Origin of the sequence: Streptomyces goshikiensis, from assembly GCF_014650555.1 — a bacterium.
Taxonomy (GTDB): Bacteria; Actinomycetota; Actinomycetes; order Streptomycetales; family Streptomycetaceae; genus Streptomyces; species Streptomyces goshikiensis.
Genome location: NZ_BMVE01000001.1, coordinates 1,012,055 through 1,024,702, shown reverse-complemented (window position 1 = coordinate 1,024,702; position 12,648 = coordinate 1,012,055). Strand labels below are relative to the sequence as shown.

At 69.4% G+C, this 12,648-nt stretch carries 13 protein-coding genes and 1 tRNA gene; 12 read left to right on the top strand and 2 right to left on the bottom strand.

Annotated features, from left to right (window positions below; all coding sequences use genetic code 11):
• Window positions 1-94 precede the first annotated feature (94 nt).
• From IE248_RS04710 to IE248_RS04700, 3 genes are all read left to right on the top strand, one after another.
• Entirely contained in the window at window positions 95-1,585 is a 1,491-nt protein-coding gene (locus IE248_RS04710) for an MFS transporter (RefSeq protein ID WP_373301464.1), read from the top strand.
• 80 nt (window positions 1,586-1,665) lie between these two features.
• Window positions 1,666-2,727, top strand: a complete 1,062-nt coding sequence (locus IE248_RS04705; RefSeq protein ID WP_267896581.1) for a UDP-N-acetylmuramate dehydrogenase — start codon at window positions 1,666-1,668, stop codon at window positions 2,725-2,727.
• A 17-nt stretch (window positions 2,728-2,744) separates the two neighbouring features.
• Window positions 2,745-3,161, top strand: a complete 417-nt coding sequence (locus IE248_RS04700) for a hypothetical protein (RefSeq protein ID WP_100581855.1) — start codon at window positions 2,745-2,747, stop codon at window positions 3,159-3,161.
• 3 nt (window positions 3,162-3,164) lie between these two features.
• Here the strand turns inward: IE248_RS04700 and IE248_RS04695 are convergent, their stop codons facing one another.
• Together IE248_RS04695 and IE248_RS04690 are read right to left on the bottom strand one after the other, a co-directional pair.
• Entirely contained in the window at window positions 3,165-4,184 is a 1,020-nt protein-coding gene (locus IE248_RS04695; RefSeq protein ID WP_008739744.1) for an adenosine deaminase, read from the bottom strand.
• Between the two features lie 166 nt (window positions 4,185-4,350).
• Window positions 4,351-5,577 carry a pyridoxal phosphate-dependent aminotransferase gene (locus IE248_RS04690; RefSeq protein WP_073794646.1) on the bottom strand — a complete coding sequence of 409 codons (1,227 nt, stop codon included), beginning with the start codon at window positions 5,575-5,577 and terminating at the stop codon, window positions 4,351-4,353.
• Between the two features lie 236 nt (window positions 5,578-5,813).
• On the opposite strand from IE248_RS04690, the gene IE248_RS04685 reads away from it, so the two are divergent.
• The 9 genes from IE248_RS04685 (at window position 5,814) to rplL (ending at window position 12,090) form a co-directional block, all read left to right on the top strand.
• A tRNA-Trp gene (locus IE248_RS04685) sits at window positions 5,814-5,886 on the top strand.
• A 105-nt stretch (window positions 5,887-5,991) separates the two neighbouring features.
• A complete protein-coding gene (gene secE / locus IE248_RS04680; RefSeq protein ID WP_037792022.1) occupies window positions 5,992-6,273 on the top strand; it encodes a preprotein translocase subunit SecE in 282 nt (93 codons plus the stop codon).
• Window positions 6,274-6,357: 84 nt separating this feature from the next.
• Window positions 6,358-7,290: a transcription termination/antitermination protein NusG gene (nusG, locus tag IE248_RS04675; RefSeq protein WP_190029987.1), complete on the top strand. Its 933-nt coding sequence runs from the start codon at window positions 6,358-6,360 to the stop codon at window positions 7,288-7,290.
• Window positions 7,291-7,455: 165 nt separating this feature from the next.
• Window positions 7,456-7,890, top strand: a complete 435-nt coding sequence (gene rplK, locus IE248_RS04670; RefSeq protein ID WP_008739735.1) for a 50S ribosomal protein L11 — start codon at window positions 7,456-7,458, stop codon at window positions 7,888-7,890.
• A gap of 88 nt (window positions 7,891-7,978) precedes the next feature.
• Window positions 7,979-8,707 (top strand): 50S ribosomal protein L1, encoded by a 729-nt coding sequence (rplA, locus tag IE248_RS04665; RefSeq protein ID WP_008739733.1) that lies wholly within the window; start codon window positions 7,979-7,981, stop codon window positions 8,705-8,707.
• A gap of 172 nt (window positions 8,708-8,879) precedes the next feature.
• Window positions 8,880-9,782, top strand: coding sequence for an SCO4651 family lipoprotein (locus IE248_RS04660; protein ID WP_229895118.1), 903 nt, complete (start codon window positions 8,880-8,882; stop codon window positions 9,780-9,782).
• Between the two features lie 148 nt (window positions 9,783-9,930).
• A complete protein-coding gene (locus IE248_RS04655) occupies window positions 9,931-10,767 on the top strand; it encodes an SCO4651 family lipoprotein (RefSeq protein WP_190029986.1) in 837 nt (278 codons plus the stop codon).
• 298 nt (window positions 10,768-11,065) lie between these two features.
• Complete coding sequence (gene rplJ / locus IE248_RS04650) at window positions 11,066-11,596, top strand: 50S ribosomal protein L10 (protein ID WP_008739730.1); 531 nt, start codon at window positions 11,066-11,068, stop codon at window positions 11,594-11,596.
• A gap of 110 nt (window positions 11,597-11,706) precedes the next feature.
• Window positions 11,707-12,090, top strand: a complete 384-nt coding sequence (gene rplL, locus IE248_RS04645; protein WP_037792014.1) for a 50S ribosomal protein L7/L12 — start codon at window positions 11,707-11,709, stop codon at window positions 12,088-12,090.
• Window positions 12,091-12,648: the final 558 nt, after the last annotated feature.

The following is a 12,648-nucleotide window of genomic DNA, read 5'->3' as shown; positions in this document are numbered from 1 at the left end:
CCCGGCCCCGGTCGTCCGGCCGGCGCCGCCCGCCCATTCGTATGGGCTCGAAAGTTAGTCAGCAATCACTAACAAAGACTTCCAGGGGGAAATCGTGACCACGCACACCGCCACCGCCTCCGGCGCCGGCACCGACGGCGCCCGGCTGCGGGGGCCCGCCGCCTGGGCGCTCCTCATCACCGCCACCGCCGGGTTCATGGCGGCCCTCGACAACCTCGTCGTCACCACCGCCCTCCCCGCCATCCGCGAGGACCTCGGCGGGAAGCTGGAGGACCTCGAATGGACGGTGAACGCCTACACCCTCACCTTCGCCGTCCTCCTCATGTTCGGCGCCGCCCTCGGTGACCGCTTCGGACGCCGCCGGCTCTTCATCGCCGGCCTCACCGTCTTCACCGGAGCCTCCGCCGCCGCGGCCCTCTCGCCCGGCATCGACGAACTGATCGCCGCCCGCGCCGTCCAGGGCGTCGGCGCCGCGATCATGATGCCGCTCACCCTCACCCTGCTCACCGCCGCCGTCCCGGCCGCCCGCCGCGGCATGGCCCTCGGCATCTTCGGAGCCGTCACCGGCCTCGCCGTCGCCAGCGGCCCCCTCATCGGCGGCAGCCTCACCGAGCACATGTCCTGGCAGTGGATCTTCTGGCTCAACGTCCCCATCGGCCTCGCCCTGATCCCGCTCGCCCGTCTCCGCCTCGCAGAGTCCTCGGCCCCGCAGTCCCGCCTCGACGTCCCGGGCACCCTGCTCATCAGCGGCGGCCTCTTCGGCATCGTCTACGGCCTGGTCAACGCCAACGCCCACGGCTGGACCAGCGCCCCCGTCCTCACCGGCCTGATCGGCGGCGCCGCGCTCGTCGGCTGGTTCATCCGCCACGGCTTCCGCAGCGCCAACCCCATGCTCCCCATGCGCCTCTTCCGCGACCGCGGCTTCTTCGGGATCAACTTCGCCAGCCTGCTGATGTTCGTCGGCATGTTCGGCTCGATCTTCCTGCTCAGCCAGTACTTCCAGGGCGTCTCCGGCTACTCGCCCGCCGAGGCCGGACTGCGCATGCTGCCCTGGACCGGCATGCCGATGATCGTCTCCCCGATCGCGGGCATCCTCGCCGACCGGATCGGCAGCCGACCCGTCATCTCCGCAGGTCTCGCCTTCCAGGCCACCGGGCTCGCCTGGTACGCCGCGACCCTGTCCGCCGACATGTCGTACGCCGCCCAGCTCCCCGCCCTGATCCTCAGCGGCATCGGCATGGGCCTGTACTTCGCCCCCGCCTCCTACGCCCTGATGGCCACCGTGGCCCCCGCCGACCAGGGCAAGGCCTCCGGCACCAACAGCGCCCTGCGTGAGGTCGGCGGCGCGCTCGGCATCGCCGTCCTCGCCTCCGTCTTCTCCGCCCAGGGCGGCTACGAGAGCCCGCAGGCCTTCACCGACGGCACCGTCCCCGCCCTGTGGATCGGCGCGGGAGCCGTCGCCGCCGCCTCCCTCTTCGCCCTGCTGCTCCCCTCCAAGGCGAAGGAACAGAGCCGCCGCCCCGCCGCCGCCGGCGCGGCGGCCCGCGAGGAGCTCGTCGCCCTCGACAAGGCACCGGCGCACTGACCATCCGCCCCGAGCCGAGCGCGCCGGGCGAGTACGGTCCGTGGCCCCGCAGGGATGCGAGGGGCACGGACCGTACTCTTGTGCACGTGCAGGAACTCCACGACGCCCCCCTCGCCCCGCTGACCACCTTCCGCCTCGGTGGTCCCGCAGCCCGCCTGGTCACCGCGGTCACCGACGCCGACGTGATCGACGCCGTCCGCGCGGCCGACGACAGCGGGACCCCGCTCCTCGTCATCGGCGGCGGCAGCAACCTGGTCATCGGCGACCAGGGCTTCGACGGCACCGCCCTGCGCATCGCGACCACCGGCTTCACCCTGACCGGCACCACCCTGGAGCTCGCCGCCGGGGAGAACTGGAGCGCGGCCGTCGCCCGTACGGTCGAAGCGGGCCTCGCAGGCATCGAATGCCTCGCCGGCATCCCCGGCTCCGCCGGCGCCACCCCGATCCAGAACGTCGGGGCGTACGGCCAGGAGGTCTGCGACACCATCACCGAGGTCGTCGCCTACGACCGCACCCGCCGCGAGACGGTCACGCTGACCGCCGCCGAGTGCGCGTTCTCGTACCGCAACAGCACCTTCAAGGACCAGCCCGACCGGTACGTCGTGCTCCGCGTGCGCTTCGCCCTGGAGGACGCCGGCGGGCTGTCCGCGCCGATCAAGTACCCCGAGACCGCCCGCGCCCTCGGCGTCGAGGCCGGCGACCGGGTGCCCGCCGCCACCGCCAGCGCCACCGTGCTGCGGCTGCGCGCCGGCAAGGGCATGGTGCTGGACCCCGCCGACCACGACACCTGGTCCGCCGGCTCCTTCTTCCACAACCCGGTCCTCGGCGACGAGGCGTACGCCGCCTTCCTCGCCCGCGTCCAGGACCGCCTCGGCCCCGACACCGCCCCGCCCGCCTACCCGGCCGGTGACGGGCGTACGAAGACCAGCGCGGCCTGGCTGATCGACAAGGCCGGATTCACCAAGGGCTACGGCACCGGCCCCGCGCGCATCTCCACCAAGCACACCCTCGCCCTGACCAACCGGGGCCAGGCCACCACCGAGGACCTCCTCGCCCTGGCGCGCGAGGTCGTCGCGGGCGTCCACGCGGCCTTCGGCGTCACCCTGGTCAACGAGCCGGTGACGGTCGGCGTCAGCATCTGAAGGAGCCCGGGCGCGCCATGCAATGCCCCCTGCACGGTGCCGGAACGGACCCCACCCGCCTGGTGGGACGCGCGATCAGCGGCATCGTCGCGTCGTGGCACGTCTACGAAGGCGAACGCTCCGAGGCACCGCTCGACGTCTGGCTGATCGACAGCGAGGGCGATTCCACCCGGATCACCACCGGGTCGGACCGGTGCCTCATCGTGGAGTCCGCCACCCCGCACGAGCCGTACGACATGGGGGAGTGGGGCCGCATCGAGGTCGGCGAGGACCTCGGATACCACCCCTTCCTGCGCCACCTCGGCCACACCGTGGCGACCGTCGCCGAGTTCGCGGCCCCGCAGACCGGGCGCACCCACCTGGAGATCGGCTTCGCCGACGGCGACCGCGTGCGCGCCGACTGCTGGGAGGGCGACCTGCGGCTCACCCGCTGACGGCTACGTCGCCAGCCAGTGGTCGATCCCGGCCAGCAGCTTCGCCTGTACGTCCTCGGGCGCGGCCGAACCGCGTACGGACTGCCGCGCCAGCTCGGCGAGCTCCGCGTCCGTGAAGGCGTGGTACCGGCGCGCGATCTCGTACTGCGCGGCCAGCCGGGACCCGAACAGCAACGGGTCGTCGGCGCCCAGCGCCATCGGCACCCCGGCCTCGAAGAGGGTCCGCAGCGGGACGTCCTCGGGCCGCTCGTACACGCCGAGCGCGACGTTCGAGGCGGGGCAGACCTCGCAGGTGATCTGCCGGTCGGCGAGCCGCCCCAGCAGCCGGGGATCCTCCGCGGCCCGCACGCCGTGCCCGATGCGGGCGGCGTGCAGATCGTCGAGGCAGTCGCGGACGGAGGCGGGACCGGTCAGCTCACCGCCGTGCGGAGCGGCGAGCAGGCCGCCCTCGCGGGCGATGGCGAAGGCCCGGTCGAAGTCACGGGCCATGCCGCGGCGCTCGTCGTTGGAGAGGCCGAAGCCGACGATGCCGCGGTCGGCGTAGCGGACGGCGAGACGGGCCAGGGTGCGGGCGTCCAGGGGGTGCTTCATCCGGTTCGCGGCGATCAGGACGCGCATCCCGAGCCCGGTCTCGCGCGAGGCGGCGTCGACGGCGTCCAGGATGATCTCGACGGCCGGGATCATGCCGCCGAGCAGCGGGGCGTAGGAGGTGGGATCCACCTGGATCTCCAGCCAGCCGCTGCCGTCCCGGACGTCCTCCTCCGCGGCCTCGCGCACCAGACGACGGATGTCGTCCGGCTCGCGCAGACACGAGCGGGCGGCGTCGTAGAGCCGCTGGAAGCGGAACCAGCCGCGCTCGTCCGTGGCGCGGAGCTTGGGCGGCTCGCCGGCGGTCAGCGCGTCGGGGAGGCGCACCCCGTACTTGTCGGCCAGCTCCAGCAGGGTCGATGGACGCATCGACCCGGTGAAGTGCAGGTGGAGGTGGGCCTTCGGCAGAAGCGTGAGATCGCGTACGTGCTCCATCCGGTGATCCTGCCGCATATGTCACCCGATTGGCAGCGCATTACCTGAACGGAACATTGCCCGAACGCGAATCCGAGGGTCGCGGGGGCCCGCGGGAGCCGCAAACGCCGGAGCGGCGGTACCCCCGTGGGGTGCCGCCGCTCCGGGAACGGTTCCGCGCGCCGCTCTAGGCCTTGGCCTCCGCCAGCAGCTTCTGGATGCGGGACACGCCCTCCACCAGGTCCTCGTCGCCCAGGGCGTACGAGAGGCGCAGGTAGCCCGGGGTGCCGAAGGCCTCGCCCGGGACGACCGCGACCTCGGTCTCGTCCAGGATCAGGGCCGCGAGCTCGATGCTGCTCTGCGGGCGCTTGCCGCGGATCTCCTTGCCCAGGAGCTCCTTGACCGACGGGTACGCGTAGAACGCGCCCTCCGGGGTCGGGCAGAAGACGCCCTCGATCTCGTTCAGCATCCGCACCATCGTCTGGCGGCGCCGGTCGAAGGCGGTGCGCATCTCGGCGACCGCGTCCAGGTTCCCGGAGACGGCGGCCAGCGCCGCGACCTGGGCCACGTTGGAGACGTTGGAGGTGGCGTGCGACTGCAGGTTGGTCGCGGCCTTGATGACGTCCTTCGGGCCGATGACCCAGCCCACCCGCCAGCCCGTCATGGCGTACGTCTTGGCGACGCCGTTGACGACGATGCACTTGTCGCGCAGCTCGGGGACGATCGCCGGCAGCGAGACGAACTTCGCGTCGCCGTAGACCAGGTGCTCGTAGATCTCGTCGGTCAGCACCCACAGGCCGTGCTCGGCGGCCCAGCGGCCGATGGCCTCCGCGTCGGCCTCCGGGTAGACGGCGCCCGTCGGGTTGGACGGGGAGACGAACAGCACGACCTTCGTCCGCTCGGTCCGCGCGGCCTCCAGCTGCTCCACGGAGACGCGGTAGCCGGTGGTCTCGTCGGCGACGACCTCGACCGGGACACCGCCCGCGAGACGGATCGACTCCGGGTACGTGGTCCAGTACGGCGCCGGGACGATGACCTCGTCGCCCGGGTCGAGGATGGCCGCGAACGCCTCGTAGATCGCCTGCTTGCCGCCGTTGGTGACCAGGATCTGCGACGCGTCGACCTCGTAGCCGGAGTCGCGCAGCGTCTTCGCGGCGATCGCGGTCTTGAGCTCGGGGAGACCGCCGGCCGGCGTGTAGCGGTGGAACTTCGGGTTGCGGCAGGCCTCGATCGCGGCCTCGACGATGTAGTCCGGGGTCGGGAAGTCGGGCTCGCCCGCGGCGAAGCCGATCACCGGGCGCCCGGCGGCCTTGAGCGCCTTGGCCTTGGCGTCGATGGCGAGGGTGGCGGACTCGGAAATGGCGCCGATACGGGCGGAGACGCGGCGCTCGGAGGAAGGCGTGGCAGAGGTCATGCGGCCAATCGTCCCAGACGTCCTTGAAGCCCCGCACACCGTTTCAGTGAGCGGACGCGATGGGTCCGCATGGCGATCTCACGCGCGCTCCGGAGGCCGCCGACGATCTTCCGGCGGCTTCTGTTCGACGTCAGGGCCCGGACCACGTACACTCACCTGTCGTTGGCCCCCGCCGATCGCCCCAGAGCGTGAGCACTCCGTGCACTCGCCCGGATGCGGTAGGTTGGGGAACGCAAAGGGTCGTAGCTCAATTGGTAGAGCACTGGTCTCCAAAACCAGCGGTTGGGGGTTCGAGTCCCTCCGGCCCTGCTCCACACTCCTTCTCGGACGTGTGCGCAGGTACGTACTTCGATGCAACGCCGTGCGGCGCAACCGGGCGCGGCTACGGCCACGACCCGGATTCAGGTGAGAGACATGACGGACGCCCTGGGCTCCATCGACATGCCTGATGCCGAGGACGACACTCGCGAGAAGAAGGCCCGCAAGGGCGGCAAGCGCGGCAAGAAGGGCCCTCTGGGCCGGCTCGCGCTGTTCTACCGTCAGATCGTCGCGGAACTCCGCAAGGTTGTCTGGCCCACTCGGAACCAGCTCACGACGTACACCACCGTGGTGATTGTCTTCGTCGTCATCATGATCGGTCTGGTGACCGTGATTGACTATGGGTTCCAGCAAGCCATCAAGTTCGTCTTCGGCTGATCCCCGCGGAGGGCGGCGCCTTGATGGGTGCCGCCCGTTTTCGCATGTTCGACCACCTTTTGTATCCAGGAAGAAGCAGCCACCGTGTCTGACCCGAACCTGAACGTGAGCCCCGACTCCGTCGAGTCCGTCGAGGACGAGCTCGACATCGTCGAGGCTGCAGACGCTGTGGACCCCGACGAGGCCGAGCTCGCCGACGCCGAGGCCGGCATCGCCGCGGAGGACGCCGCGCTGCACGTCGAGGACGAGGCTGACGCCGACGTTGAGGACGCCGCCGACACCGAGGCTGACGACGACGACACCGAGGCTGCCGAAGACGACGCCCAGGACGAGGGCGACGTCGAGGCCGAGGCCGACACCGACGGGGAAGAGGCCGAGGAGGCCGCCCCCGCCGAGCCCGTCGACCCCATCCAGGCCCTCCGCGAGGAGCTCCGCCTGCTCCCCGGCGAGTGGTACGTGATCCACACCTACGCGGGCTACGAGAAGCGCGTGAAGGCCAACCTGGAGCAGCGCGCCGTCTCGCTGAACGTCGAGGAGTTCATCTACCAGGCCGAGGTGCCCGAGGAAGAGATCGTCCAGATCAAGAACGGCGAGCGCAAGAACGTCCGGCAGAACAAGCTGCCCGGTTACGTTCTCGTCCGCATGGATCTGACGAACGAGTCCTGGGGCGTCGTCCGCAACACGCCTGGCGTCACCGGCTTCGTCGGCAACGCGTACGACCCGTACCCGCTGACCCTGGACGAGATCGTCAAGATGCTCGCCCCGGAGGCGCAGGAGAAGGCCGCCAAGGCCGCCGCGGAAGAGGCCGGTCTGCCCGCGCCCGCCGTCAAGCGCACCATCGAGGTCCTGGACTTCGAGGTCGGCGACTCGGTCACCGTCACCGACGGCCCCTTCGCCACGCTCCAGGCGACGATCAACGAGATCAACCCGGACTCGAAGAAGGTCAAGGGCCTCGTGGAGATCTTCGGTCGCGAGACCCCGGTCGAGCTGAGCTTCGACCAGATTCAGAAGAACTGATCTTCTGAGACAACGCTTCCGGACAGGTCAGATCGCCCCGCGAAGGGCGGTCTGACCTGCTCGGTTTTTAGCCCCGCTCCGATACCCGTTATCGTGGTGCGGTATGCCTCCATCCGGATGACCGGATTGGCGGCGAAAAACTCTCACTAGGACCCGGAGAGAGCAATGCCTCCCAAGAAGAAGAAGGTCACGGGGCTTATCAAGCTCCAGATCAAGGCCGGTGCGGCCAACCCGGCTCCGCCGGTCGGCCCCGCGCTCGGTCAGCACGGCGTCAACATCATGGAGTTCTGCAAGGCCTACAACGCCGCGACCGAGTCGCAGCGTGGCATGGTCGTGCCGGTGGAGATCACGGTCTACGACGACCGCTCCTTCACCTTCATCACCAAGACCCCGCCGGCCGCGCGCCTCATCCTGAAGGCCGCGGGCATCGAGAAGGGCTCCGGCGAGCCGCACAAGACCAAGGTCGCCAAGCTCACCGGCGCCCAGGTCCGCGAGATCGCCGAGCTGAAGATGCCCGACCTCAACGCCAACGACGTCGACGCCGCGATGAAGATCATCGCCGGCACCGCGCGTTCGATGGGCGTCACGGTCGAAGGCTGATCCAGCCACCCCCAGCACCACCAGTGGTAGGACCAAGCGCTGGTCCGCACCACGACTCCATGCCTGAAGCCAAAACACAGGAGCAGAAGTGAAGCGCAGCAAGACTCTCCGCGCTGCGGACGCCAAGGTCGACCGGGAGAAGCTGTACGCCCCGCTCGAGGCCGTCCGTCTCGCCAAGGAGACCTCCACGACCAAGTTCGACGGCACCGTCGAGGTCGCCTTCCGCCTGGGTGTCGACCCGCGCAAGGCCGACCAGATGGTCCGCGGCACCGTGAACCTCCCGCACGGCACCGGCAAGACCGCCCGGGTCCTGGTCTTCGCGACCGGTGACCGTGCTGCGGCCGCGGAAGCCGCCGGCGCCGACATTGTCGGCGACGACGAGCTGATCAACGAGATCGCCAAGGGCAACCGCCTGAACGAGTTCGACGCCGTTGTGGCCACCCCGGACCTCATGGGCAAGGTCGGCCGCCTCGGCCGCGTGCTCGGTCCCCGTGGCCTCATGCCGAACCCGAAGACCGGCACCGTCACGATGGACGTCGCGAAGGCTGTCACCGAGATCAAGGGTGGCAAGATCGAGTTCCGCGTCGACAAGCACTCGAACCTGCACTTCATCATCGGCAAGGTCTCCTTCTCCGATGAGCAGCTGGTCGAGAACTACGGCGCGGCCCTGGACGAGATCCTCCGTCTGAAGCCGTCCGCCGCGAAGGGCCGCTACATCAAGAAGGCCGCCCTGAGCACCACGATGGGTCCCGGCATCCAGCTGGACTCCAACCGCACCCGGAACCTCCTCGTCGAGGAAGACCCGGCCGCGGTCTGAGCCTTCCCGGCTCACTGAGTGGCTGAACGGGCCCCTCGCCCCCTTCACAGGGCGGCGAGGGGCCCGTTCTTCGTGTTCCGGCGGCTTTCCGGCCGAAACCCGTTCGATGGCCGCCAGGAGTAGAACGTATGGTCGTACCAACGAAACGATCACATCAGGGGTGGGGACTCCAATGCTCGCGAACCGCAAGAAGACCGTCGGCGCGGCGCTGGCCGCCGTACTGCTCGTGGGTGGGGCCACGGCGTGCGAGAACGGCGACAAGGGCGACAAGAAGGACTCGGGCAAGGCGGCCGCGACCGCCTCGGCCTCCGCCTCGGCTCCGGCCTCCGCGGCCGCGGGCAAGGGGGCCGCCGCGGCGACGCCCGTCGCGCTGCTGGAGGGCACGAAGAAGACGTCCGAGGAGATCACCTCGCTCCAGTACTCGATGTCCGGCACCACCCCCGACGGGGCGGTCACGGGCGAGGTGTCGATGGCGCTCAAGCCGGCCCTCGCGATGGCGATGAAGCTGGCCTCGCCGGACAGCCCGGGGCAGACCGTCGAGATGCGCCTGGTCGCCGGCGCCATGTACATCGGCGCCGAGGGCAAGTGGCTCAAGTTCGACCTGAAGTCCATGGACCCGAAGTCCGCCGCGAAGCTGGACGCGGCCGGCAAGGGCACCCAGAACGCCGAGAACCCGGGCGACAAGGCGAACGCCCTGCTCCAGTCCAAGGACGTCAAGCTGGTCGGCGAGGAGACCGTCGACGGCCAGAAGACGAAGCACCTGGCGGGCACCCTCACGCTGGACCAGATGAAGACCGCGGCCGCGAGCGAGGACCAGGCGACGAAGGACCGCCGGGAGAAGACGCTCCAGGAGCTGGAGAAGCAGGGCATCACCAGCCTGACCATGGACATGTGGATCGACGAGGGCAACCACGCCAAGCAGGTGCGCACGCGCGGCCAGGGCACCAAGGGCGCCACGGACATGACGATCAAGTTCACGGACTACAACAAGCCGGTCGACGTGCAGGCCCCGCCGGCCGACCAGGTCGTGGACCTCGCCGAGATGATGAAGGGCTCGGGCGAGGGCAGCGCCTGACCGGCCACGCTCCGCACTCCGTCGTAACAACGGGCCCTCCGCCCCCCTTCCCGGGGGCGGGGGCCCGTTTCGTCGTGAATGTGGGGATTTCCCATCTTCCGCGTAGGGTCGGGGAGTTGTACAGAGATCCACACATGGGGGAGACCAGATGAACAAGGCTGTCCGGACACGGGCCGGCGCCGCCATGGCGGGCGCCGTACTGCTCGTGGGCGGCCTCACGGCCTGCGGCGGGGACAAGGCCGGGGCCGACGGGGGCAAGGCCGGCGCGGACCGGAAGGCGGGGGCCACGGCCTCCGCCCCGGCCCAGACGCCCGCGGAAGCCGTGAAGGCGTCCTACCTGAAGACGGTGAAGGCCGGGTTCGCGAAGGCCGAACTGACGACCGTGGGGGCGGACGGGAAGACCCTGAAGCAGTCCGGGACCAAGGGCTGGTACCCGTCCACGCACGACATCACGCTGACCCGCGACACGGGCGACACCCGCTCGATCATGCTCGGCGACACCGTCTACAGCCACATGGACAAGCCGGTCGACGGCAAGGTCTGGATGCGGATGGAACTGGCCAAGGACGGCAAGCCCGGCGTCCGGCTCAACGAGGACCCCGCCGAGTACCTGGCGATGCTGCTCGGCCAGCAGAAGCTCACGTTCGCCGGCGCCGAGCGGACCGGCGGGGCCGAGACCCGGCACTTCAAGGCCGCCCTCACCAACGAGGACCTGCTCAAGGCGGACGAGAGCGGCAAGGTCATGGAGGAGAAGGACCGCGCGTACCTCCACGAGGCGCTGAAGAAGATCTCCGCCGTCGAGGTGGACCTGTGGATCGGCGCCGACGGCCACCCCGCCCGCGTCGACTCCGTGACCACCGGCGAGGAGGGGACGAGCAAGACCACGGCGACGTTCTCCGACTACGGCAGCGTCCCGGCGATCACGGCCCCGCCGGAGGGCGAGGTGATCCTCTTCGACGAGGTCATGAAGCGCTCGGGCTCCTGACGCCGCCGGTGGCGCCCGCCGTTCCCGGCCAGTCCGGCGGGCGCCGCCACGGCCGATTTGCCTCGGCTCGACCCCTTCGCGTACGCTTCCCCGGAAGCCAAAGACCGCTGGTCGTTGCCGTGCCCGCAAGGGTGCGGCGGCCGAAGGATCCGCTAACTGCGGACGTCCTGCGCAGGTGACTGTGGAAAGTTCCCGGAACTCGTTCCGGTTGAGCTACGCCCTGGCGCCCGCGCCGGGGCGTTTCGTATTTCAGCCCCTTCTGAGCGGTCCTCATCACCCGGAAGGAGGCCGACGCACTATGCCGACGCCCAACAAGGCTGCCGCGGTAGCCGAGCTCAAGGACGCGTTCCAGAGCTCGAACGCCGCCGTGCTGACCGAGTACCGGGGTCTCACCGTCGCGCAGCTCAAGACGCTGCGTCGCTCTCTCGGTGAGAACGCCCAGTACGCCGTGGTGAAGAACACGCTGACCAAGATTGCGGCCAACCAGGCCGGGATCACCGCGCTGGACGAGCACTTCGCTGGTCCGACCGCGGTCGCCTTCATCACCGGTGACCCGGTGGAGTCGGCGAAGAGCCTGCGTGACTTCGCCAAGGACAACCCGAACCTCATCATCAAGGCGGGTGTCCTTGATGGTAAGGCGCTCACCGCCGATGAGATCAAGAAGCTTGCGGACCTCGAGTCCCGCGAGGTTCTGCTCAGCAAGCTGGCCGGCGCGTTCAAGGGCAAGCAGTCTCAGGCTGCCTCGCTCTTCCAGGCGCTGCCGTCGAAGTTCGTCCGCACCGCGGAAGCGCTTCGCGTCAAGCTCGCCGAGCAGGGCGGTGCCGAGTAATTCGGCTCGCGCACTGATCCACGCCGCCTAGTGCGTGGGTCGTAGCGGGCCGTTACGCCCGCCTCTATATACATCCGGCACCTGCCGATTTAGTGGAAGGATCGCCCATCATGGCGAAGCTCTCTCAGGACGACCTCCTCGCCCAGTTCGAGGAGATGACCCTCATCGAGCTCTCTGAGTTCGTGAAGGCCTTCGAGGAGAAGTTCGACGTCACCGCCGCTGCGGCCGTCGCGGTTGCCGGCCCGGCCGGTGGCGGCGCCGCTGTCGAGGCCGTCGAGGAGCAGGACGAGTTCGACGTCATCCTCACCGGTGCCGGCGACAAGAAGATCCAGGTCATCAAGGTCGTGCGTGAGCTGACCTCCCTGGGCCTGAAGGAGGCCAAGGACCTCGTGGACGGCGCTCCGAAGCCGGTCCTCGAGAAGGTCGCCAAGGAGGCCGCTGACAAGGCCGCCGAGTCCCTCAAGGCTGCCGGCGCGGCTGTCGAGGTCAAGTAACACCTCTGAGGCTCTCTGAAGCCTCTTCAAAGGGCGATCACCCGTAAGGGTGGTCGCCCTTTGGCGTACCCGTTGTGCCTGACTTGCCCTGGTCTCGTTGGGGAGTAGGGTGATCTTCGTTGCCTCGAAGCAGGGTCCGGAGATGATCCGCTCGGAGCAGGGGGCCTTGACGAACGGCACGCGGCGCGCAATTCTCAGTCCCGATGTGAGATCGGTCCGCTGGTCCGGGATCCAAGGCTCTGGTCGAGGATCCGAGGTATGGATCGACTACGAAGAGGGCAGTACTGATACGCGCTCTGTGTACGAGGGCCGCAGTGTCAGGCGCAGTGTTGGACGCAGGGTTGGTTCGTTTTAGACGACATGGGGAAGGCCTGTTGCCGGTTTCCGGAAACCTGGTCTGGACATCAGTGAGCCAAGTGGCTACACTGACCCTTTGCGCTGCCTGTTAGCTGCCCCCTGCCCGTCGCCAGGGGCATGCCCACGCTTGAGCACACTTGATTGATACGCCCTGACCTGGTCATCCGGCCGGATTGGGGGGCCTGTCTTCTGTGTCAGCTG